This window comes from Streptomyces tuirus (assembly GCF_014701095.1).
Taxonomy (GTDB): Bacteria; Actinomycetota; Actinomycetes; order Streptomycetales; family Streptomycetaceae; genus Streptomyces; species Streptomyces tuirus.
This window is the reverse complement of the sequence record NZ_AP023439.1, coordinates 4670753-4692290: the sequence shown is the minus strand read 5'-3', so window position 1 is coordinate 4692290 and position 21538 is coordinate 4670753. Positions and strand designations below refer to the sequence as shown.

The 21538-nt window shown below is 72.4% G+C and carries 18 protein-coding genes, 1 pseudogene and 1 riboswitch; of the genes and pseudogenes, 7 read left to right on the top strand and 12 right to left on the bottom strand.

Annotated elements, in window-relative coordinates:
• Positions 1-28 precede the first annotated feature (28 nt).
• A riboswitch (ZMP/ZTP riboswitch) is annotated at positions 29-115 on the bottom strand.
• Positions 116-211: 96 nt separating this feature from the next.
• Both IGS69_RS21695 and IGS69_RS21690 read right to left on the bottom strand, forming a co-directional pair.
• Positions 212-1393, bottom strand: coding sequence for a glutathionylspermidine synthase family protein (locus IGS69_RS21695; RefSeq protein WP_190902200.1), 1182 nt, complete (start codon positions 1391-1393; stop codon positions 212-214).
• A 14-nt stretch (positions 1394-1407) separates the two neighbouring features.
• Positions 1408-1755 carry a hypothetical protein gene (locus IGS69_RS21690; protein ID WP_190902199.1) on the bottom strand — a complete coding sequence of 116 codons (348 nt, stop codon included), beginning with the start codon at positions 1753-1755 and terminating at the stop codon, positions 1408-1410.
• Positions 1756-1881: 126 nt separating this feature from the next.
• On the opposite strand from IGS69_RS21690, the gene IGS69_RS21685 reads away from it, so the two are divergent.
• Positions 1882-2727, top strand: coding sequence for a DMT family protein (locus IGS69_RS21685; RefSeq protein ID WP_190904589.1), 846 nt, complete (start codon positions 1882-1884; stop codon positions 2725-2727).
• A 112-nt stretch (positions 2728-2839) separates the two neighbouring features.
• Here the strand turns inward: IGS69_RS21685 and pdxR are convergent, their stop codons facing one another.
• A complete protein-coding gene (gene pdxR / locus IGS69_RS21680; RefSeq protein WP_190902198.1) occupies positions 2840-4228 on the bottom strand; it encodes a MocR-like pyridoxine biosynthesis transcription factor PdxR in 1389 nt (462 codons plus the stop codon).
• A gap of 47 nt (positions 4229-4275) precedes the next feature.
• Here pdxR and IGS69_RS21675 point away from each other — a divergent pair, with 47 nt between their 5' ends.
• Genes IGS69_RS21675 through IGS69_RS21665 form a run of 3 tightly spaced genes read left to right on the top strand, consistent with a single transcriptional unit; the run spans position 4276 to position 5971 of the window.
• Positions 4276-4815 (top strand): carboxymuconolactone decarboxylase family protein, encoded by a 540-nt coding sequence (locus IGS69_RS21675; protein WP_190902197.1) that lies wholly within the window; start codon positions 4276-4278, stop codon positions 4813-4815.
• Positions 4812-5258 carry a carboxymuconolactone decarboxylase family protein gene (locus IGS69_RS21670; RefSeq protein ID WP_190902196.1) on the top strand — a complete coding sequence of 149 codons (447 nt, stop codon included), beginning with the start codon at positions 4812-4814 and terminating at the stop codon, positions 5256-5258. Before IGS69_RS21675 ends, IGS69_RS21670 begins: the two co-directional genes overlap by 4 nt.
• A complete protein-coding gene (locus IGS69_RS21665; protein ID WP_190902195.1) occupies positions 5255-5971 on the top strand; it encodes an isocitrate lyase/PEP mutase family protein in 717 nt (238 codons plus the stop codon). Before IGS69_RS21670 ends, IGS69_RS21665 begins: the two co-directional genes overlap by 4 nt.
• Before the next feature lie 6 nt (positions 5972-5977).
• Here IGS69_RS21665 and IGS69_RS21660 read toward each other — a convergent pair whose 3' ends face one another.
• From IGS69_RS21660 to IGS69_RS21620, 9 genes are all read right to left on the bottom strand, one after another.
• The gene (locus IGS69_RS21660; protein ID WP_190902194.1) at positions 5978-6934 is read right to left on the bottom strand and encodes an ABC transporter substrate-binding protein; all 957 of its coding nucleotides are present in this window, start codon (positions 6932-6934) and stop codon (positions 5978-5980) included.
• Position 6935: 1 nt separating this feature from the next.
• Positions 6936-8885 carry an ABC transporter permease gene (locus tag IGS69_RS21655; RefSeq protein ID WP_190902193.1) on the bottom strand — a complete coding sequence of 650 codons (1950 nt, stop codon included), beginning with the start codon at positions 8883-8885 and terminating at the stop codon, positions 6936-6938.
• Entirely contained in the window at positions 8885-9955 is a 1071-nt protein-coding gene (locus IGS69_RS21650; RefSeq protein WP_190902192.1) for a quaternary amine ABC transporter ATP-binding protein, read from the bottom strand. The genes IGS69_RS21655 and IGS69_RS21650 overlap by 1 nt, the downstream gene beginning before the upstream one ends.
• Positions 9956-9987: 32 nt before the next feature.
• The gene (locus IGS69_RS21645; RefSeq protein ID WP_190902191.1) at positions 9988-11520 is read right to left on the bottom strand and encodes a GMC family oxidoreductase; all 1533 of its coding nucleotides are present in this window, start codon (positions 11518-11520) and stop codon (positions 9988-9990) included.
• Positions 11521-11773: 253 nt separating this feature from the next.
• A complete protein-coding gene (locus IGS69_RS21640) occupies positions 11774-13294 on the bottom strand; it encodes an aldehyde dehydrogenase family protein (RefSeq protein WP_190902190.1) in 1521 nt (506 codons plus the stop codon).
• Positions 13295-13545: 251 nt separating this feature from the next.
• Complete coding sequence (locus tag IGS69_RS21635; protein ID WP_190902189.1) at positions 13546-14535, bottom strand: malate dehydrogenase; 990 nt, start codon at positions 14533-14535, stop codon at positions 13546-13548.
• Between the two features lie 887 nt (positions 14536-15422).
• A complete protein-coding gene (locus IGS69_RS21630; protein WP_232543606.1) occupies positions 15423-16784 on the bottom strand; it encodes a helix-turn-helix domain-containing protein in 1362 nt (453 codons plus the stop codon).
• Between the two features lie 395 nt (positions 16785-17179).
• Positions 17180-17827, bottom strand: coding sequence for a DUF3017 domain-containing protein (locus tag IGS69_RS21625; protein WP_190902187.1), 648 nt, complete (start codon positions 17825-17827; stop codon positions 17180-17182).
• Positions 17817-18671: a bifunctional methylenetetrahydrofolate dehydrogenase/methenyltetrahydrofolate cyclohydrolase gene (locus IGS69_RS21620; RefSeq protein ID WP_031109204.1), complete on the bottom strand. Its 855-nt coding sequence runs from the start codon at positions 18669-18671 to the stop codon at positions 17817-17819. The genes IGS69_RS21625 and IGS69_RS21620 overlap by 11 nt, the downstream gene beginning before the upstream one ends.
• Before the next feature lie 274 nt (positions 18672-18945).
• Here IGS69_RS21620 and IGS69_RS21615 point away from each other — a divergent pair, with 274 nt between their 5' ends.
• From IGS69_RS21615 to IGS69_RS21610, 3 genes and pseudogenes are all read left to right on the top strand, one after another.
• A complete protein-coding gene (locus IGS69_RS21615; protein ID WP_190902186.1) occupies positions 18946-19524 on the top strand; it encodes a hypothetical protein in 579 nt (192 codons plus the stop codon).
• 136 nt (positions 19525-19660) lie between these two features.
• Positions 19661-19756 (top strand): annotated as a pseudogene (locus IGS69_RS35230) (FHA domain-containing protein); the annotation flags it as partial.
• A gap of 26 nt (positions 19757-19782) precedes the next feature.
• Positions 19783-21408 (top strand): serine/threonine protein kinase, encoded by a 1626-nt coding sequence (locus IGS69_RS21610; RefSeq protein WP_190902185.1) that lies wholly within the window; start codon positions 19783-19785, stop codon positions 21406-21408.
• Positions 21409-21538 lie beyond the last annotated feature (130 nt).

Sequence of the window (21538 nt, the reverse complement as noted above, 5' to 3'; positions counted from 1 at the left end):
GACCTCCGGACGTTGCGTTCAGCGTTCACGGTACGGCCCAGGCGCACGGCTCTGTCTGCTCGGGCCGCTCCCCGATGGTTCATCCCATCCCAGCGCGCCAGTCACGGCCCTCGGTCAGCCTACCGGGTTGCTCTTCGTTGCCGGGTGCGGGTGCGTTGTGGTTGATCGCGCAGTTCCCCGCGCCCCTGAAGGCGTCAGCCCTCCACCCCGCTCAAAGGATCACGTGGGGCAGGAATCTCGCGTACTCGTCCGTTATCAGGCCCGACGACTCGCGGATGCCCAGGCCCGCCGACTCGTTCTCCACCACCCAGGCGCCCAGGACCACCCGGTTGCCGTCGAAGTCAGGGAGGGGGGCGAGCTGCTGGTAGCAGCACGGCTCGTCGCGGAGGACGGGGGCGGATCCCGGCTCGTGGATCGTGACGCCCGCGCCCTCGCGGCCGAGGAGGGGCTTGGCCACCCAGCCCGTGGTGGACAGGTCGCGAGGGCCGTCCAGATACGCGGGGAGGAGGTTCGGGTGGTCCGGATACAGCTCCCAGAGGATGGCGAGCAGCGCCTTGTTGCTGAGGAGCATCTTCCAGGCCGGTTCTATCCACAGGGTGGAGCCCGTGCCGCCGCCGTTGTCGAGGGTGGCCAGGACGTGGTCGGCGAAGCGGTCGGTGGTGAGCCATTCCCAGGGGTAGAGCTTGAAGATGCTGCGGATGAAGCGGAGGCGGTTGTCGACGAAGCGGCCGGAGAGGCGGTCCCAGCCGATCTCCTCCATGGCGATCCAGTCGGTGGCCAGGCCGGCCTGTTCGGCGGTCTCCTTGAGGTAGGCCACCGTCATCATGTCCTCGCCGAGTTCGTCCGCCGAGGAGTACGCGAAGTAGAGGGGGCTGCCCGGCGGAAGGAGGGCTGCCTGCTTCTTCCAGGCGTCGATGAGGCGTTCGTGGAGAGAGTTCCACTGGTCGGCGCCGGGGAAGCGGTCCTCCATCCAGAACCACTGGGGGGACGCGGCCTCGACCAGGGAGGTGGGGGTGTCGGCGTTGTACTCCAGGAGCTTGGCCGGGCCGGTGCCGTCGTAGCGGAGGTCGAAGCGGCCGTAGACGGAGGGCAGTTCGGCGCGGCGGTGCCAGGCCTCGGCGACCGCGTGGGCGACGCGGGGGTCGGTGATGCCCAGGTCGGCGAAGCGGTCCTCGGCGACGATGTGGCCGGCCGCCGCCAGGCACATGCGGTGGAGGTCCTCGACCACCTCTTCGAGGGCCTCGATCTCCTCCAGGGAGAAGACGTAGTGCGCGCTCTCGTCCCAGTAGGGGCGCAGGGAGTCGTCGGGGTAGCGGGTCAGGGGGTAGATCAGGCCCTGTTCCTCGACGGTCTGCTGCCATCCGGGGCGGGGCTCGGCGGTCCGGCGTTCCATGGCTGGGTCCGCTCTCAGCCGCCGCCGGAGCCGGAGCAGCCGAAGCCGCCCCGGTCGACGGCCTCGCTGCGGCTGAAGGTGCCGTCCTCGGCGTAGCCGCCGCTGACGTCGGCATCGTAGTACCAGTCGGCGTCCGCGACCCTGGTCTTACCGGTCTTCTTGCGGCCCTTGCCGGCGGAGGACGTGCCGGACGAGCAGTTCTTGTCGGCGACGATCTTGTAGCCGTTGATGTAGTCGTAGCTGTCCCGGTCCACGCAGCGGCGGTCCGGGTCGGAGCCGCAGGCGGACAGGGCCGCCGCGAGGACGCCCATGCCGCCCAGCACCACCGTGCTCGAGCGCAGTTTTCGCCGTGTTTCGGCCATGTGCGTGTCTCCCCCATGTCGCCCCGTCGTGCACTGCCAGACGGTCAGCCTAGAGATCGGTGTGGACGGGCGTGCATGGCCCCCCGTCCACGGCCGCTCCCCTACTGTCGATTTGTGATCTTTGGAATGGTGTGCGCCCTTGGTGCAGCGGTCTGTTTCGGTACGGCGACGGTGTTGCAGGCGATCGCCGCGCGCTCGGCGGCGGCGACCGGGCCGGGCGGGGACGTGGCGCTGCTGTGGCGGGCGCTGCGGCAGTGGCGGTATCTGGCCGGCCTCGCGCTGGACGGGCTCGGTTTCGTGCTGCAGATCCTCGCGCTGCGGTCGGTGCCGATCTACGCCGTGGGGGCCGCGCTGGCCGCGAGCCTGGCGGTGACGGCCGTGGTGGCGGCGCGGCTGCTCGAGGTGCGGCTGAGCCGCGTCGAGTGGGGCGCGGTGGCGGTGGTGTGTGCCGGGCTCGCGCTGCTGGGGCTGGCGTCGGGGGCGGAGGGTGACGAGTCCGGGCCGGGCTGGCTGCCGTGGGCGATGCTCGGGGCGGCGGCCGGGGTGCTGTTGCTCGGGGCGTTCGGCGGGCGGCTGCCGGAGCGGGGGCGGGCGCTGGCGCTGGGACTCGGGGCGGGGCTGGGGTTCGGGGTGGTGGAGGTGTCGGTGCGGCTCATCGACGGGTTCTCGCCCGGTGAGCTGTTCCCCAATCCGGCGACGTACGCGCTGCTGCTCGGCGGCGGGGCGGCGTTCCTGCTGCTGACGTCGGCCCTGCAGCGCGGGTCGGTGACCACGGCCACGGCCGGGCTGGTGCTCGGGGAGACGGTCGCGCCCGCGCTGATCGGGGTGGTCTGGCTCGGGGACCGCACGCGGCCGGGGCTGGGGTGGCTGGCGATCGTCGGGTTCGCGGTGGCGGTGGCGGGGGCGCTGGCGCTGTCGCGGTTCGGGGAGGCGCCGGTGGCGGCGGAGGAGGACGCCGTCGCGCCGCGGTGAGCGGCAGCATGGCGGGAAAGGCGGGGGAGAGCGGGGTCAAGGCAACGCCGGGTCGGATTCCACCCGGCGCATCTCCGGTATTCGACCCGGCGCATTTCCGGTAACCGCGCGATTATCCGGGCAGGACCGCGCACAGCGCGTCCAGCGCTCCGGACCAGGCGTGGTCCGGGGGTGTGCCGTAGCCGACGACCAGGGCGTCGACGGGCTCGGCCGGCGCGGCGGGGTGGGTGTAGCGGGCGAGTCCGTGGAGTGCGAGGCCCCGCCAGTGCGCCGCCTGGACGACCGACTGCTCGGTGCCGGGCGGCAGGCGCAGCAGGACGTGCAGGCCGGCCGCGATGCCGGTGACACGGGCTTGCGGGGCGCGGGCCGCCACGGCGGCGACCAGGGCGTCCCGGCGGCGCCGGTAGCGCAGCCGGGTGGCCCGGACGTGCCGGTCGTAGGCGCCGGAGGTGAGGAACTCGGCCAGGGTCAGCTGGTCCAGCACCCCGCACGTGTCGACGCCGCCCTTGGCGGCCGCGGTCTCCTCGGCGAGGCCCGGCGGCAGCACCATCCAGGCCAGCCGCAGTCCGGGCGCGAGGGACTTGCTGGCGGTGCCCAGGTAGACCACCCGGTCGGGGTCCAGGCCCTGGAGCGCGCCGACGGGCTGCCGGTCGTAGCGGAACTCACCGTCGTAGTCGTCCTCCAGCACCAGTCCGCCGGTGCGCCGGGCCCAGTCCACGACGGCCGTACGGCGGTCCCGGTGCAGGGGCACGCCCATGGGGAACTGGTGGGCGGGGGTGAGGAGAACGGCCTCGGCGGCCGCCAACCCGCCCGGGTCGGTGCCGAGTCGGTCGAAGGGCAGCACGGTGGTGCGCAGTCCGGACCCGGCCAGGATCCTCCCGTGCGCGTCGAGACCGTACGACTCGACGGCGACCGTCTGTGCGCCGCGCGCCCGCAGGACCGTGCCGAGCAGCTTCAGGCCGTGCGCGAACCCGGCGCACACCACGATCCGTTCGGGGTCGGCGCGTACGCCCCGGGCCCGGGAGAGGTACCCGGCGAGCGCGGCCCGCAGCTCGGGGCGGCCACGGGGGTCGCCGTAGTCCAGGGCCTGATCCGGGGCGGCCGTGAGGGCGCGACGGGCCGCCTTGAGCCACTCCGCGCGCGGGAAGGACGCGAGGTCGGGGCTGCCCGGGCGCAGATCGTAGGCCGGGCGGGTGAGGGCGCGGGGGTGGGGTGCCGTGCCGGACGGCGGGACGACCCGCCGCTCTGTGACCCGGGTGCCCGAGCCCTGCCGGGCCGTGAGCCAGCCCTCGGCGACGAGGTCGGCGTAGGCGTCGGCGACGGTGTTGCGGGCGATGCCCAGGTCGGCGGCGAGCGCGCGGGAGGAGGGCAGCCGGGTGCCGGGGGCCAGCCGGCCGGAGCGCACGGTTTCGCGCAGGGCGTCGGTCAGGCCCCGGCGCAGTCCCGGCCCGGTCGGCTCCACCAGCAGGTCGATGCCCAAAGTGGCCCACGGTTCCGCCATGGAAATGGACCATACCCCTGGGCTGCTTCCTTCCTAGGGTCGAGGGCATGACGACGCACACCGAGACCGCGACCACCGTGGAGTACGCCCCCGAGCGGCCCGCCCGCCTGGAGTGGGCCGAGCACGCGCCCGAGGTCTACAAGGCGATGGTCCGGCTGGAGACCGCCGCCCGTAAGGGCCTCGACCCCACGCTGTACGAGCTGGTGAAGATCCGCGCCTCCCAGATCAACCACTGCGCGTTCTGCCTCGACATGCACACCAAGGACGCTCTCGCGGCGGGTGAGAGCGTCGAGCGGATCGTGCAGCTCGGCGCCTGGGACGAGTCACGGCACTTCTACACCGCGAAGGAGATCGCCGCGCTGGAGCTGACGGAGGCGGTGACGGTCCTGACTGGGGGCACCTCCCAGGCTTTCGGCTCTGGTGGAGGGTTCGTGCCGGACGAGGTCTACGACAACGCCGCGAAGCACTTCGAGGAGGCCGAACTGGCGCAGGTCATCGCCGCGATCACGGTGATCAACGCCTGGAACCGGTTCGGGGTGACCTGCCGGATGGCGCCGGGGCACTACGCGCCCGGCCAGTACAAGTGACGGCCCGGACCCGGCTGCTGGACCCGGCGGTCGCGCGGGCCATGTCGGCCGTCAGCGCCGCCGCGAAGAAGGGGCTCGGCGACCCGGCCCTCGCCGAACTCGTCGTCGTCCGCGCCTCGCAGCTCAACCACTGCGCGTTCTGCCTGGACATGCATCTCGCGCTCGCCCGCGCGTACGGGGTGAGTGAGCGGCAGCTCGATCTGCTGGCCGCGTGGGAGGAGGCGGAGGGCGTCTTCGACGAGCGGGAGCGGGCCGCGCTGGCGCTGACGGAGGCGGTCACGGTCCTCACGGCCGGGTTCGTGCCGGACGCGGTGTACGAGCGCGCCGCCCGGCACTTCGACGAGACGCGGCTGGCCCATCTGATCGGGCTGGCCGTCGCCATCAACAACTGGAACCGGGTGATGGTGAGTCACCGGATTCCGCCAGGGGGTTACACGCCATGACCAAGGCCGATGTGTTCCGGGCGCTGCACCGGGGCCGGGTGCCCGGTGATCCGCTCGTGCTGCCCGGGCCGTGGGACGCGGCCAGTGCGCGGGTGTTCGCCGAGGCCGGGTTCCCGGCGCTCGCCACGCCCAGCGCCGGGGTCGCCGCCTCGCTCGGCTACGAGGACGGTCAGGTCCCGGCCGACGAGATGTTCGCGGCGGTCGCCCGGATCGTCCGGGCGGTCGATGTGCCCGTGTCGGCGGACGTGGAGGGCGGCTACGGGCTCGCGCCCAAGGACCTCGTGGAGCGGCTGCTGGAGGTGGGTGCGGTCGGCTGCAACCTGGAGGACTCCGCGGACGGGGTGCTGAAGGACCCCCGCGCGCACGCCGCCTGGCTGGCCGAGGTACGCGAGGCGGCCGGTGACCGGCTGTTCGTCAACGCCCGCATCGACACCTTCGCCTGCGGGACCGACGACCCCGGCCCGGCGATCGAGCGGGCCGCGCTGTACGTCGCCGCCGGGGCCGACTGCGTCTACCCGATCGGGGCCCCGCCGCGGATCCTGCCGCTGCTGCGGGCCGGGATCCAGGGGCCGGTCAACGTGGGGGCCCCGGCCGACGGTGGCCCCTCGCCCGCCGAACTCGGCGCGCTCGGGGCCACCCGGATCACCTTCGGGCCGGGTCTCCAGCGACGGGCCGCCCGGGCCCTGCGGGAGATCGCCGACCGGCTGGCGTAGCGGACGTCAGGACAGCCACTTCTTCCACGTGGACTCGTGGCTGTCCACCCACTTCTTCGCCGCGTCCTCCGGCGTCATCTTCTTGTCGGCGATCATCAGGGAGACCTCGTTCTGGTCCTCGGTCGTCCACTTGAACTTCTTCAGGAAGGCCGCCGCCTTGCCGCCCTTCTTCGCGAAGTCCGCGTTGAGGTACTTCTGCAGCGGGGTGTGCGGATAGGCGCAGGCGACCTTCTCCGGGTCGGCGTCGCAGCCCTCCTTGTACGGCGGCAGCTTCACCTCGGTCATCGGGACCTTCTTGAAGAGCCATTGCGGGGAGTACCAGTAGGTGAGGAAGGGCTTCTTCTCCTTGGCGAACTGCCTCATCTGCGTGATCTGCGCCGCCTCGGACCCGGCGAACACCACCTGGTAGTCCAGCTTCAGGTTCTTCACCAGCGCCTTGTCGTTGGTGACGTAGGACGGCGAACCGTCCATCAGCTGGCCCTTGCTGCCGCTCTCCGGGGTGCGGAACCGGTCGGCGTACTTGTCGAGGTTCTTCCAGTTCGTGATGTCCGGGTGCTTCTTGGCGAAGTACGTCGGGACGAACCAGCCGATGTGGCCGGTGACGCCGAGTTCGCCGCCGGGCGCGATCGTCTTCTTGTCCTTGACGTAGCGCTGTTCCTGCTCGGGGTGGCCCCAGTCCTCCAGGAGCGCGTCGACGCGGCCCTGGCTGAGGGCGTCCCAGGCGGGTACCTCGTCGACCTGGACGGTGTCGACGCGGTAGCCCAGTTCGTGCTCCAGGAGGTACTGGGCGACGGCCACGTTGGACTGGGCGCCCACCCAGGACTGCACGGACAGGGTCACCGTCTTGGCGCCCTGGGCGTTGGCGAACGGCGAGGCCTGCTTGGTCATGTCGGCGGCGCCGCAGCCGGTGAGCAGCGCCAGGGAGCTCACCGCGGCGACCGCGGCAGTGGTACGGACGCGCATGTCAGGCTCCCTTCTTCGCGCGGCGTTCGGTGGGCTGGGTCACCCGGTCGAGCATCAGGCCGAGGCAGACGATCGCGCCGCCGGCCACCAGACCGGTCGCCAGGTCGCCCTGGGCGAGGCCGAAGACGACGTCGTAGCCGAGGGCGCCACCGCCGACCAGGCCGCCGATGACGACGACGGCGAGGACCAGGACGAGGCCCTGGTTGACGGCGAGCAGCAGCGCCGGGCGGGCCAGCGGGAGCTGCACCTGCTTCAGCTGCTGCCAGCTGGTCGCGCCGAGCGAGCCGGAGGCCTCCAGCGCGGCCGGGTCGACCTGGCGCAGGCCCTGGGTGGTGATGCGGACGACGGCCGGCAGCGCGTAGACGATCGCGGCGGCGACGGCCGGGGCGCGGCCGACCCCGAACAGGGCGACGACCGGGATCAGGTACACGAACTGCGGCATCGTCTGGAACACGTCGAGGACCGGGCGCAGCGCCCGCTCCAGGCGGTCGCTGCGGGCCGCGGCGATCCCCACGGCGAAGCCGACGACCAGGGTGACGGCGACGGCCGCCAGGACCTGGGAGAGGGTGTCCAGAGACGGCTTCCAGACGCCGAGGACGCCGATCGCGGCCATGGCAAGGACGGCGGTGAGCGCGGTGCGCCAGGTGCCGATGACCCAGGCCAGTGCGGCGACGATCAGCAGGACCGCCCACCAGGGCAGCGCCTGGAGGCCGTCGCGCATCGGGTCGAGGACCCAGGTGGTGAAGTGGCCGGCCCAGTCGGCGGTGCCGCCGACGACGGGGACGCCCGAGTACAGGTGCGCGGTCATCCAGTCGACGGCGCGGTTGACGGGCTCGGCGATGCCGACGACCCAGGCGTCCGGCCAGTCGAGGCGGCCCGCGAGCCGCCCGGCGACCGCCACGGCGACGACACCGGCGAGGGCGAAGAGCCAGCCGCGGCCGCTGTGCGGCTCGGGTTCGGCGCCGAGCTTCTCCCCCGCCGCGCCGGTGACGCGGTCGAGGACGACGGCCAGCAGCACGATCGGGATACCGGCGGCGAGGGCGGCACCGACATCCACGGAGGCCAGGGCCTGGTAGACGCGGTCACCGAGACCGCCCGCGCCGATGACGGCGGCGATGACGGCCATGGACAGCGCCATCATGATCGTCTGGTTGAGCCCGAGGAGGAGTTCCTTGCGGGCCAGCGGGATCCGGGCCGTCAGCAGGCGCTGGCGTGCCGTGGAGCCGAGCGACTCGACGGCCTCCAGCACCTCCTTGTCGGCGCCGCGGAGCCCGAGCGAGGTGAGGCGGGCCATGGGCGGGGCGGCGTAGACGACGGTGGCCAGGACGGCCGCCGGGACGCCGATGCCGAAGACCAGCACGACCGGCAGGAGGTAGGCGAAGGCGGGCAGCACCTGCATGGTGTCCAGGACCGGCCGCAGCACGCGGTCCATCCGGTCGGACAGCCCGGCGGCGAGCCCGAGCAGCACGCCCACCACGGCCGACGCGAGGACCGCGACGACCATCAGGGCGAGCGTCTGCATGGTCGGCACCCACATGCCGAGCAGCCCGCAGGCCAGGAACGCGACGCCGGTGCCGAGCGCGAGCCGGATGCCCGCGACGCGCCAGGCGACCAGAGTGCCCAGGGCCGTGACGCCGGCCCAGCCGACGGCCAGGAGGCCGAGGTAGACGGCCCGTACGGCGATGACGACGACATTGCTGACGTGGCCGAAGAAGTACAGGAACAGCGGGTGGCTGTCGCGGTTGTCGATGATCCAGTCGCTGGCCTTGGCGAGCGGCTCGGAGAAGTCGAGCGTCAGCGCGCTCGGCCAGGTGCCGCTCGCCCAGCGAGCGTTGGCCAGCGGCACGAGGATCGCGGCGGCCAGGGCGAGCAGCAGCAGCTTGTGAACCACCCGGTGCCTGAGGAGACCGGGCAGGCCGACGCGGGGCGGGTTCGCGGTGATGCTCGCCATCAGACCGCCTCCTTGGGCTGCTCCGTCCCGGGCGGAGCGGGCTGCTCCGTGCCGGCGACGACGCCGAGGAGCGTGTCCGAGTCGACCACGCCCACGCACCGGCCCTTGTCCACGACCCGGGCCGGAGCGCCGGCGCGGGCGACCGCCTCGATCGCCTCGGACACCGTCGCGTCGGGCCGCACGGCCGGTCCGCTGCCGTCCTGGCCGGCCGACGGGCGGCGCATGGCCGTACGGACGGTCATGACCTGCTCTCGCGGGACGTCGCGGACGAACTCGCGGACGTAGTCGTCGGCGGGCGCGCCCACGATCTCCTCGGGCGTGCCGAGCTGGACGACCCGGCCGTCGCGCATCAGGGCGATGCGGTCGCCCAGCTTGAGGGCTTCCTGGAGGTCGTGGGTGATGAAGACCATCGTGCGGCCCTCCTCGTGGTGGAGCCGGACCACCTCCTCCTGCATCTCGCGCCGGATGAGGGGGTCGAGCGCGCTGAACGGCTCGTCGAAGAGGAGGACTTCGGGGTCGACGGCGAGTGCGCGGGCGAGGCCGACGCGCTGCCGCTGGCCGCCGGAGAGCTGGCTCGGGCGGCGGTGCTCCATGCCTTCGAGGCCGACCTTGGCGACGACCTCGGCGGCCCGCTCGCGCCGCTCGGCCTTGCCCATGCCCTGGATCTCCAGGCCGTAGGCGACGTTGTCGAGGACGGTGCGGTGCGGCAGCAGGCCGAAGTGCTGGAAGACCATCGCGGCGCGGTGGCGGCGCAGTTCGCGCAGCCGGGAGCGGTCCATGGCGCGGACGTCCTCGCCGTCGATGGCGATGGTGCCGGCCGTGGGCTCGATGAGCCGGGTCAGACAGCGCACCAGCGTGGACTTGCCGGAGCCGGACAGGCCCATGACGACGAAGACCTCGCCCTTGCGCACGTCGAAGGTGACGTCGCGGACGGCGGCCGTGCAGCCGGTGCGGGAGCGCAGCTCGGCGGGGTCGAGGGCGGTGAGCTCGGGGTCGCCGGGAACGCGGTCGGCCTTGGGGCCGAACACCTTCCACAGGCCCTCCACCGAGAAGACGGGCGTGGTGTCCATGGTCTGCTCCGTGGGGGGTTCGAGGGTCGCGGTCACTTCGCACCACCACCGATCAGCTCGGCGGCCTTCTCCCCGACCATGAGGACTCCGATCATCGGGTTGACGGTGGTCATGGTGGGGAACACGGAGGCGTCCGCGATGCGGATGCCCTCCAGGCCGCGGATGCGCAGCTCGGGGTCGACGACGGCCTGCTGGTCGTCGGCGGCGCCCATCCTGCAGGTGCCGGCGGGGTGGTAGACGGTGTGCGCGACCTTGCGGGCGTACTCGCCGAGCTCCTCGTCACCGGTGACGTCCGGGCCGGGGGCCACCTCGCGCTTGAGCCAGCCGGCCAGCGGCTCGGTTTTGGCTATCTCGCGGGCGATCTTGATGCCGTCGACGAGGGTCTTGCCGTCGTAGTCGTCCTCGTCGGTGAAGTAGCGGAAGTCCAGGGCGGGCTTGACCTCGGGGTCGGCGCTGGTCAGGTAGAGCCGGCCGCGGCTCTTCGGCTTGGGGATGTTCGGGGTCATCGAGACGCCGAACTCCGGCCGCCGGTAGCCCAGTCGCTCCGGGTTGTCCGTGAACGGGATCTGGTAGAAGTGGAACATCAGGTCGGGGTGCGGCCGTTCGGGGTCGCGGCGCACGAACAGGCCCGCGTCGGAGTCCATCGCGGAGTTCTCCGGGATGGGGCCGTTGGTCTCCCAGACGATGACCGACTCGGGGTGGTCGAGCAGGTTCTCGCCGACGCCCGGCAGGTCGTGCGTGACGGGGATGCCGAGCTTCTCCAGGTCGGCCCTGGGGCCGATGCCGGAGTGCATCAGCAGCCGCGGCGAGTCGACGGCACCGGCGCAGAGCAGCACCTCGTTGCGTGCCTTGACGAGGATCTCCTCGCCGTCCTTGGTGCGCACGTGCACGCCCTCGGCGCGGTTACCGTCCAGCTGGAGCTTGTACGCCCAGGTCTCCAGCAGGATCGTCAGGTTGGGCCGCTCGTCCATCACCGGGTGCAGATACGCCACCGACGCCGAGGAGCGCTTGTTGTTCTCGGGGTGGTAGGCGAGGTCGAAGAAGCCGACGCCCTCGGTGAACGGCTTCTTGTTGAAGCCCTCCACGCGCGGCACGCCCAGGGCCTCCTGGGCCGCGTCGACGAAGTCGCGGGCGATGGCGTTCCGGTCCTTCTCGTCGACCGGGACGATGTTGTTGTTGAGCCGCGCGAAGTACGCCTCCATCTGCACCGCGCCCCAGCCCTTGGCGCCCGCGGCCTCCCACTCGTCCCAGTCCGCCGGCAGCGGCTTGAAGGCGATCAGGGTGTTGTGCGAGGAACAGCCGCCCAGGACGCGCGCCCGGCTGTGCCGGATGTGCGAGTTTCCTCGTGGCTGTTCGGTGGTGGGGTAGTCGTAGTCGAGCTCGCCGCCGAGCAGGCCCATCCAGCGGCGCAGGGTCAGCACGTCGTCACGGCCGACGTCACTGGGGCCGCCCTCGATGACGGCGACGGTGACGTCCGGGTTCTCGGTCAGGCGGGAGGCGATCACGGAACCTGCGGTTCCGCCGCCTATCACGACGTAGTCGTACTCGTGGCTGGTCTGGGACATGGCGTACTTGCTCCAGTGGGGATGAAGTGAACGGGCTCGAGGGACGGGGACGTCAGCCCGGGATGTGGGGGTCAGCCCGGGTCGGGGGTCGGCGGTCAGCCCGGGTCGGGGGGCGGCTGCCCCGCGGGGCCCGGCGGCGAACCGTGGGCCCGGCGGGAGACGGGACCCGGCGGGGAACCGGGGGCCCGGCGCGGGCGGGCCCCCCGGGGAACCGTGGGCCGTCCGGGGCGGGAGCCTGGCGGGGGGGCGGGGGTCAGCCCGCGAACCAGCGCACCGGCTTCGGGGCGAGGTTCTGGTAGACGTGCTTGGTCTCCCGGTATTCGGCGAGGCCGGCGGGGCCGAGTTCGCGCCCCACTCCGCTCTTGCCGAAACCGCCCCACTCCGCCTGCGGCAGGTAGGGGTGGAAGTCGTTGATCCAGATCGTGCCGTGGCGCAGCCGGCCGGCCACGCGGCGGGCGCGGCCCGCGTCGGCGGTCCAGACACCGCCCGCGAGTCCGTACTCGGTGTCGTTGGCGAGCGCGACGGCCTCGTCCTCGGTCCGGAAGGTCTCCACGGTGACGACCGGCCCGAAGACCTCCTCCCGTACGACGCGCATCTCGCGGTGGCAGTGGTCGAGGACGGTCGGCTCGTAGAAGTAGCCGTTCTCCGGACGCTGCGCGGACGGCTCGGGGCGCTTGCCGCCGGAGCGCAGTACCGCGCCCTCCTTGAGGGCGGACTCGACGTACATCTCGACCTTGGCGCGCTGCTGCTCGGAGACGAGCGGGCCGCACTCGACGCCGTCCTCGGTGCCGCGGCCCAGGCGGATCTTCTCGGCGCGGCGGGCGAGTTCGGTGACGAAGCGGTCCCGGACCGACTCCTCGACGATGAGGCGGGCGCCGGCCGAGCAGACCTGGCCGCTGTGGATGAAGGCGGCGTTGAGGGCCTGGTCGACGGCGGTGTCGAAGCCCTCCTCGGTGGCGCAGGCGTCGGCGAAGACGACGTTGGGGTTCTTGCCGCCGAGTTCGAGGGCGACCTTCTTCACGGTCGGGGCGGCGGCCTCGGCGACCTTGGTGCCGCTGATCAGGCCGCCGGTGAAGGAGACCAGGTCGACATCGGGGTGCTCGGACAGGCGCGCGCCGACCGAATGCCCGGGGCCCGTGACGATGTTGGCGACACCCGCGGGGAGTCCGGCCTCGACGAGCAGCTCGATGACCGCGATCGTCGTCATCGGCGTGATCTCGCTCGGCTTGATGACGAAGGTGTTGCCGGCGGCGAGGGCGGGGGCGATCTTCCAGCTGGCCTGGAGCAGCGGGTAGTTCCAGGGCGTGATCATCGCGCAGACGCCGATGGGCTCGTGCACGACGACGCTGTGGATGTCCGGCGAGCCCGCGTCCACGACCCGGCCGGGGGCCTCGGCGGCGACCAGGTCGGCGAAGTAGCGGAAGGCGTCGGCGACACAGTCGATGTCGACGCGGCCCTCCTCGACGGTCTTGCCCGCGTCCTGGGCCTCCAGCCGGCCGAGCTTCTCGCGGTCCCGCACGAGGAGGTCGGCGACGCGGCGCAGCAGCGCGGCCCGCTCGGCGACGGGTGTGTGCGGCCACGGCCCCTCGTCGAAGGCACGCCGGGCGGCGGCGATCGCCAGATCGGTGTCCTTCTCCTCGCCTTCCGCGACCACGGCGAAGGGCAGGGCGTCCGCCGGGTCGAGGATCTCGCGGGTGGCCCCGGAGATGGCCGCTCGCCATTCTCCTCCCGCATGGATGGTTTCACGCGCCTGAAGTTCGGTACTTTCCGCCATGATCGCTCTTCGCCTTCCGTTCCTGATCAGCGCCCCTGTGTCACATACGTGTCACTAAGAGACCGAGGTCGCCTGCCCGACTCCCGGAATTGCATGCGCACCCGTGGCCGAAAGTGCGCTGTGTCACGGGAGATGCGGACAAAAGGGAATGAAAGGGGCGGCGGTGCGGAAGGTGGCCGCGCACGGAACGCGCGAAGGCCCCGCACCGGAGAACCGGTGCGGGGCCTTCGCGGAACCCCGAGGGGTTCCGATCAGATGAGGCCGAGGGCGCGGACCGCCTCGCGCTCCTCCTCGAGCTCCTTGACGGAGGCGTCGATCCGGGCGCGGGAGAAGTCGTTGATCTCCAGGCCCTGGACGATCTCGTACGAGCCGTCCTTGGTGGTGACAGGGAAGGAGGAGATGAGCCCCTCCGGCACGCCGTACGAACCGTCGGACGGGATGCCCATGGAGACCCAGTCGCCGTCGGTGGTGCCGTTGACCCAGCTGTAGACGTGGTCGATGGCGGCGTTGGCGGCGGACGCGGCCGACGAGGCGCCACGGGCCTCGATGATGGCGGCGCCGCGCTTGGCGACGGTCGGGATGAAGTCGTCGGCCAGCCACTTCTCGTCGTTCACGACCTCGGCGGCGTTCTTGCCGGCGATGGTGGCGTGGAAGATGTCGGGGTACTGGGTGGCGGAGTGGTTGCCCCAGATGGTCAGGCGCTTGATGTCGGCGACCGTCGAGCCCGTCTTCTTCGCGAGCTGGGTCAGCGCGCGGTTGTGGTCCAGGCGGGTCATCGCGGTGAAGCGCTCGGCCGGGACGTCCGGGGCGGCGGCCTGGGCGATGAGGGCGTTGGTGTTGGCCGGGTTGCCGACGACCAGGATCTTGACGTCGTCCGCGGCGTGGTCGTTGATGGCCTTGCCCTGCGGCTTGAAGATGCCGCCGTTGGCCTCCAGCAGGTCGCCGCGCTCCATGCCCTTGGTGCGGGGGCGGGCGCCGACGAGCAGACCGACGTTGGTGCCGTCGAAGGCGACGTTCGGGTCGTCGGTGATGTCGATGCCCTGAAGGAGGGGGAACGCGCAGTCGTCCAGCTCCATGGCCGTGCCCTCGGCCGCCTTCAGGGCCGGCGTGATCTCCAGCAGGCGCAGCTTCACCGGCACGTCCGCGCCGAGCAGCTGACCGGAGGCGATGCGGAAGAGCAGGGCGTAACCGATCTGGCCGGCCGCGCCGGTGACGGTGACGTTCACGGGAGTGCGGGTCATGGCGTTCTCCGTATGACAGCTGGCGGTGGGGCGGGGTCCCTGCCCCGGACGTTTGATCGATCTCTTGGCGTCAAGAGATCCATCCAGCCGTCAGGCTATCGCGCATCCGGGATCCCGTACGTCCGGGTCGGTGTGGCCCGGCCCACAACCCCCTTCCGCGCGGCCCCGCCCCTACGCGAGAGGCGGCCGCCCGTCCGGGAGAGGAGGGACGAAAGCGGCCGCCTGGGGGGATACCGACCATGCCGGACTCCCGTGGGGGTACGGTTCGCGTGCCCCCGATTCCGGCGGACATTCCTCCCGTTCGGAAATTCTTCGCGCGGGTTGGGGGGCGGGTTTTCGAGCGGCGGGATGGCTGTCGGCGGGAGGTCTACCGGCGGGAGGTCTACCGGTGCGACGTCAGTCGGCGACCAGGGGTTCGGTGGACTGACGGGCAGAGCGGCCCGGAGACCAGGGGTTCCGTCGACTGACCGGCGGAGCCACACGGCGACCGGCGGTTCCGTCGACTGACGGGCAGAGCGGCCCGGCGACCAGGGGTTCCGCCGACTGACCGGCAGAGCGGCCCGGCGACCAGGGGTTCCGTCAGCTGACCGGCAGAGCGGCCCGGGGACCAGGGGTTCTGTCGACTGACCGGCGGAGCGGCCCGGCGACCAGGGGTTCCGTCAGCTGACGGACAGAGCCACCCGGAGACCAGGGGTTCCGCCGACTGACCGGCAGAGCGGCCCGGCGACCAGGGGTTCCGTCAGCTGACCGGCAGAGCCACGGCGACCAGCGGATCCGCCGACTGACCAGCAGAGCCACCCGGCGACCAGCGGCCCCGCCGACTGACCGGCAGAGCCACCCGGCGACCAGGCAGCGCAACCCGTCGGCCCGGCGGAGCCGCCCCTCGACTACTTCGTGCAGCCCTTCTGGCCGGCCGCCAGGGTCGTGCAGGCCTTGGCGTCGGCGGCGTTCTTCACGGCGACCATCGGGGTGTAGGCGATGGCGTCACCGGCCTCGGTGATGCTGCCGGTCTGCTTCGCCTTGCCCGAGCTGATCTGGACCTCGTCGCCCTGGGTCCCCTGGGTGATGCGGCCCCAGGCCGCCTTGCAGGTCTCGCTGTAGCGGACCTCGACGACGGTCGTGCCGACGGTCGCGGTCTGGGCGGTGGTCACCAGATCACCGCTGCACCCCATGGCCTCCGCGTCCTTGCCGGTGCAACTGTCGCCGCTGCACTTCACGCCGGGCGGCAGCTTCGCGTCGCTGCTGACGGTCGGCGAGGGCGACTTGGTGCCGCCCTTGGCCTCGTCGTCGCCACCGCCGCCGGTGACGTAGAACGCGCCGGCGATCACCACGAGCACGCCCACGACCCCCGCGAGGAAGGTCACGGTCCGCTTCTTGCCCGCGGAGGCGGAGGCGGAGGACGAGGCAGAGGCGGAGGCGGAGGCGGAGGCGGTCCGACGGGTCCCGCCCGCACTACCGCCACCACCTGCACCACGTGCACCACCCGCACCACCGGCCCCGCCCGGGACGGCGTCCTGGGGCTCGGCGTACGGGTCGGCCCCGACGCCGGGCGTCCACCCGAGGCCCGAGGACGATCCGGGGTGCGATCCCCGGCCCGCGCCCGCAGCCGCACCCGCACCCCCGCCCGCGGAGCGCCCGCCGCTCGGTGACGGACCCTGGTACCCGGCCAGCCCCCACGAGTTGACCTCGGGCTCGGCGGCCCGGCCGCTCTCCTCCCGCACACCCGCCCCGGTGGAGTCCTGGACCTCGGGCGCCGTCGGCTGCGGCGGCACCGTCGGGGCCACACCGGCCGGTCCCGCGATGCCCGGCGTGACCGTGGTGCCGCCGCTCCGGCGGGCGGGCTTGCCGCCGCCCGCGGAGGCCGCCCTGCCCTCGTCCGCCGAGGCCGCCTTGCCACCGGCGGAGGGGTCGGAGAAGTCCTGCCCGCCGAACTCCCCCAGCGCGGCGCGCGCCTGGGAGATCCGTATGGCCTCCATCGTCATGTCGTGACGCATCTCCGAGCGGCTCCAGGCGCGCTCGGCGAGCTCCCACATCGTGGTCAGGTGCACCGGATTGGTGCCGGTGACCTCCGCCAGGGCGACGATCGCGCCCTTGGGCGCGAGCAGCCGGCCGTTCAGATAACGCTCCCACGACGTCTTGCTGTAGCCCGTGCGGTCCGCAACCGACGCGACGCTCAGACCGCTGCGGTCCACGAGTCTGCGCAACTGGCTGGTGAACTCCCTGATCTGTGGATCGAGCTCATCCGGCAAGGCCTTCCAACGAGGCATTGCTCCCCCTCTTCCCCCCGGTCGTGCTGATATTTCTCGCGCTGTTCGCCCCGCGCCTGGCGGCCTTGGCCGAGTTCCCGATGTGGATACCCACAGGGATGCGTCCACTCAGGATCTCAGTTCCCCGCCGGGGGGCGCACAGGAGCACGGTGTCCGCGCGCGGTACCCCCTTGGACCGTCCTGATTGTCCCTGCCACCCCCGTCGTCGCACCACTTTGTGCGGTATCGGATCTGAACCGGAAGCAGGACGTACCGGAACTGTCACTTCCGTGCCACAGCGCTCTGACAGCCGTTGAACAGGCCGTTCGCCGTGCACGAGGGTGGGTGGTGACGGCGGGCCGTCCTTCCTCGGGGGAGGGGACGGACCGCCGTCCTCGTCATTCGCTGGTGACCGTGAAGTGCAGGGTGTCCTTCAGGAACGGGATCTGCAGCAGCGGATCCGGCTGTGCCATCAGCGCCAGCAGCACGATCACGGTGCCCATCAGGCCGTAGGTGACGATGTCCGTGAAGCGGGAGCGGACGGCGAGCATGCCGACGTCCGGCAGCAGCCAGCGCATCGCACCACCGCTCAGCAGGGCGACGCCGATCAGCAGCGTGCCGATCCGGAACTGGCCGAACGCCGTCACGAGCAGCCCGAGCCCGGCCAGCCCCAGCACGGCGAGGACGGGCCACTGCCGGGCGGGCGCGGGAGCGTCCCCGGGCGCGGCCCGGCCACCGCCCTCGGGCCGCGCGGTGTCCTTGGTGAACAGCGGGAAGCGCCGGGTGGCCCGCCGCGGCCGCCCTTCGGCGTCGGGCGCGCTGACGGGGTCCCGGACGGTGAGTTCCTCCGGTGACTCGTGTCCCCGCGGCCTCTCCTGCCCGCCGGGCGTCTCGTGCTCGCCCGCGGTCCGGTGCTCAGCGTCGCCCGGGGCCCGCTGCTCGGCCCCGTCCGACGTCCGCTGCTCGGCCCCGCTCGGGGCCCGCTGCTCGGCCCCGCCCGACGTCCGCTGCTCGGCCCCGCTCGGGGTCCGGTGCTCAGCCGACACTGCGCTCCGCCGCCTCGACCACGTTGACGAGCAGCTGCGCACGGGTCATCGGGCCGACCCCGCCGGGGTTCGGGGAGATCCAGGCGGCGACCTCGGCGACGTCGGGGTGGACGTCGCCCACGATCTTGCCCTCGGCGCTGCGGGAGACGCCGACGTCGAGCACGGCCGCGCCGGGCTTGACGTCCTCGGCGCGGATGAGGTGGGCGGAACCGGCGGCGGCCACGATGATGTCCGCGCGCTTGAGGTGCGCCGACAGGTCACGCGTGCCGGTGTGGCACTGCGTCACGGTGGCGTTCTCGCTGCGGCGGGTGAGCAGCAGCGGCATCGGCCGGCCGATGGTCACGCCGCGTCCGACGACCACGACCTCGGCGCCCTTGATCTCCACGCCGTAGCGGCGCAGCAGCGTCAGCACGCCGTTCGGGGTGCAGGGCAGCGGGGCGGGCTCGTTGAGGACGAGGCGCCCCAGGTTCATCGGGTGCAGCCCGTCCGCGTCCTTGTCCGGGTCCATCAGCTCGAGGATGCGGTTCTCGTCGATGCCCTTGGGCAGCGGCAGTTGCACGATGTACCCGGTGCAGGCCGGGTCCTCGTTGAGCTCGCGGACGGCCGCCTCGATCTCTTCCTGGGTCGCCGTGGCGGGCAGTTCGCGCTGGATGGAGGCGATGCCCACCTGCGCGCAGTCGCGGTGCTTGCCGGCGACGTACTTCTGGCTGCCGGGGTCGTCCCCGACCAGGATCGTGCCGAGGCCGGGCGTGACGCCCTTCTCCTTCAGCGCCGCCACGCGGGCGGTCAGATCGGACTTGATCGCGGCTGCGGTGGCCTTGCCATCGAGAATCTGGGCGGTCATGACCCCATCCTCGCGGATGACCCCGCCGCGGTTCCAATCCGCCCGCAATCCGGGCACCGGGGGCTCCCCCACCCCGTATCCGCCCATGATCGGTGATGTTGCACTTGCACAACACATCGGGAATGCGGCTGGACAAGCCGGTCAGTGGTGCAGAACGATGACATGACAAGTGCCGCGGGCAGCTCAACGGGGGGACGGTCGCAATACTGAAGGTTTTCCTCCGTGCGGATGTCACGCGTCGTCCCCGCACAAGGACCAACGGAGGAAAGCCCCCATGAGCTACGGCGACCCGAACAACCCCTACGGCGCTCCCCAGGGGCAGCAGCCGCAGCAGCCGGGCTACGGATACCCGCAGGGCCAGGGACAGGCGCCCGGTTACGGCTACCCGCAGGCCCCTCCGGTCTCCCCCTACGGCGGCCCGGCCGCCCCGACCACCATGCCCGGCTCGGTGGGCGCGGCCCGCGTGATGCTCTGGGTGATCGTCGGTCTGCAGGTCCTCGGCGTGGCCCTCTTCGCCTTCTCCGCCGTGGCCCTCAACGCCGCGAAGGACGACGAGTCCCTCAAGGACAACACCGCCTTCCAGGACCTGGTCGGTGACTCGACCGGCCTGATCTGGGGCTACGTGGTGTTCGGCCTGGCCTGGCTGGTGTTCGCGGCCGTCCTGGCGACCAAGTTCAAGAACGGCGGCAACGGCGCCCGGGTCACCATCCTGGTCTTCGCCATCATCACGGCGGTCCTCGGCATCTACCCGTTCGTCATCGTGGGCCTGGTGCACACCGTTCTCGCCATCCTGGTGGCCGTGTTCGTCGGCAATGCCAACGGCAAGGCCTGGTTCAACCGCCCCCGGTACTGAACGGACCCGGTCGACGACCGGACCAGTTCGCGCCAATCACATCCAAGGGCCGTGTCTCACCCGTACGAGGGGGGCACGGCCCTGGTGCGTCGCCCTACCCTGACGGTGGTAGCTGTTCAGGCACGGGGAGAGCACCTTGTACAGCATCATCGTGGTACCTCCGCCGACCACGGAGGACGAGCGAGACCGCACCCCCGACAGGCTCGCGCGCGGCGCCTTCCGGCTCTTCGGCGGCCTTCGTCCGGCCGGGCCGATCCGGTGACCGAGGCGTACGCCGTACCCGTGCCCAAGGGCTACCGGGTCGGCGGCTGGGAGGTGCGTGAGCCCATCGCGACGGGCGCCTTCGGCAGTGTGTACGCGGCCCGGCGCGTCGGTGACGGCACCGGACTGCCGCCCACGGCCGCGCTGAAGTTCCTGCCCACCGGGACGGCCACGCCCCGCCGGCTGACCCACCTGCGCGAACTGGCCGAGCGGGAGGTCGAGCTGTACCGGCGGCTGCGGCATCCGCGGCTGCTGCGGATGTACCAGACGCTGACGGTCGACGACCCGGGCCGGCCGGAGCTGGACGGCGCCACCGTCCTCGTCCTGGAGCGTGCCGAGGGCTCCCTGTCGGCGCTGCTCGCCGCGACGCCCCGGCCCGCGTCCGGCCCCGCGCTGCTCGCCCAGATCGCCGAGGGACTCGCCCAGTTGCACGGCGCCGGCTGGGTGCACGGCGATCTGAAGCCGGCCAACGTGCTGCTGATGGCGGACGGTTCGGTGCGCCTCGCCGACTTCAACATGGCTGCGGAGCTGGAGGGCACCCACGCCTACACGCCGGCCTTCTCCACCCCCGACTACACCCCGCCGGAACTGCTCTGGACCGAGATCGGCGAACGGGGCCGCCGTATCCGCCCGTCCGCCGACATCTGGGCCTTCGGTGTCCTCGCCCACCTCGTGCTCACCGGCACCTTCCCGCTGCCCGGCGCCACCTCGACCGCCCGGCGCGACGCGGCGGCGGCCTACGCCCGCGGCGCCGACGAACTGCGCCTGTCGCCGGAACTGCCCGAGGAGTGGCGGGAGATCGTGCGCGCCTGCCTGACCCGGACGCACCGGCAGCGCATCGGCGGCACCGTGCTGCTGCGCCGGGTGACGGCGGCCGCGGGCCCGGACCGGCACGTCTTCGGCCTGCCCCGTCTGCACACCGCCCGCCGTCTGAGCACCGCCCGCCGTCTGCACCCTGCCCGCCGTCTGCGCCCTGCCCGCCGCCGCTTGCGCCGCGGGGCCGTCGCGGCCGTCCTGGCCGGGGCCGCCGCGGCCCTGGCCGCCCTCGCCTACGGCATCAGCGTCCGGGCGGGTGCCGGCGGGGCCGGCGGCGGCACCACCGGATCCGGCGCGTCCGCGAACGTCTCCGCCGCCGCGTACGGCGCCTCCGAGCTCCGCACCGACCGGGGCGTTCCGCCCGCCTACCGGCTGCTGATCGTCGAGACGGCGCACGACTGCGACCAGAAGGAGGTCACGCCGGTCCTGATCGCCGCCATGCTGAAGGTGGAGAGCGACTTCGACCCGGATCTCTCCGACCCCGACCACAACGAGTACGGCATCGCCCGCTGGACCCCGCGCGTCCTGCGCTGGTGGATGAACGAGGACGGCACCCCCGGCGAGACGGTCCCCCGGCCGCCCTTCCCGCCCGCCGAGTCCATCCCGGCGATGGGCCGCTACCTGTGCTGGATCGCCCCGCGCCTGCACGAGGGCCTGCCCGGCGACCGGCAAGTCCTGATCGCCTCCGCGTACCGCACGTCGTACCGCACGGTGAACGCGACGAAGGGCGTGCCCCCGGACGTCCGCGCCTATGCCGACCGCGTCGCCCACTTCCTCGAGGAGTACGCGCCCGACAGCCGGAAGTGACGTCGCTGACAAGGGCGTTGACCCGGCGTCAGAGGACGACCCTGGAGACCGGGCGGTACGAGGTCTGACGCCTGAGACGGCGGAGCGGGCCGGCGGGGTTGCGCCGGCCCGCTCCGTCGACGGACTAGTG

Coding starts and splice junctions, on each gene's coding strand:
- IGS69_RS21695 (WP_190902200.1), bottom strand. CDS start 1,393: ATGGAACGCCGGACCGCCGAGCCCCGCCCCGGATGGCAGCAGACCGTC.
- IGS69_RS21690 (WP_190902199.1), bottom strand. CDS start 1,755: ATGGCCGAAACACGGCGAAAACTGCGCTCGAGCACGGTGGTGCTGGGC.
- IGS69_RS21685 (WP_190904589.1), top strand. CDS start 1,882: ATGGTGTGCGCCCTTGGTGCAGCGGTCTGTTTCGGTACGGCGACGGTG.
- pdxR (WP_190902198.1), bottom strand. CDS start 4,228: ATGGCGGAACCGTGGGCCACTTTGGGCATCGACCTGCTGGTGGAGCCG.
- IGS69_RS21675 (WP_190902197.1), top strand. CDS start 4,276: ATGACGACGCACACCGAGACCGCGACCACCGTGGAGTACGCCCCCGAG.
- IGS69_RS21665 (WP_190902195.1), top strand. CDS start 5,255: ATGACCAAGGCCGATGTGTTCCGGGCGCTGCACCGGGGCCGGGTGCCC.
- IGS69_RS21660 (WP_190902194.1), bottom strand. CDS start 6,934: ATGCGCGTCCGTACCACTGCCGCGGTCGCCGCGGTGAGCTCCCTGGCG.
- IGS69_RS21655 (WP_190902193.1), bottom strand. CDS start 8,885: ATGGCGAGCATCACCGCGAACCCGCCCCGCGTCGGCCTGCCCGGTCTC.
- IGS69_RS21650 (WP_190902192.1), bottom strand. CDS start 9,955: ATGGACACCACGCCCGTCTTCTCGGTGGAGGGCCTGTGGAAGGTGTTC.
- IGS69_RS21645 (WP_190902191.1), bottom strand. CDS start 11,520: ATGTCCCAGACCAGCCACGAGTACGACTACGTCGTGATAGGCGGCGGA.
- IGS69_RS21640 (WP_190902190.1), bottom strand. CDS start 13,294: ATGGCGGAAAGTACCGAACTTCAGGCGCGTGAAACCATCCATGCGGGA.
- IGS69_RS21635 (WP_190902189.1), bottom strand. CDS start 14,535: ATGACCCGCACTCCCGTGAACGTCACCGTCACCGGCGCGGCCGGCCAG.
- IGS69_RS21620 (WP_031109204.1), bottom strand. CDS start 18,671: ATGACCGCCCAGATTCTCGATGGCAAGGCCACCGCAGCCGCGATCAAG.
- IGS69_RS21615 (WP_190902186.1), top strand. CDS start 18,946: ATGAGCTACGGCGACCCGAACAACCCCTACGGCGCTCCCCAGGGGCAG.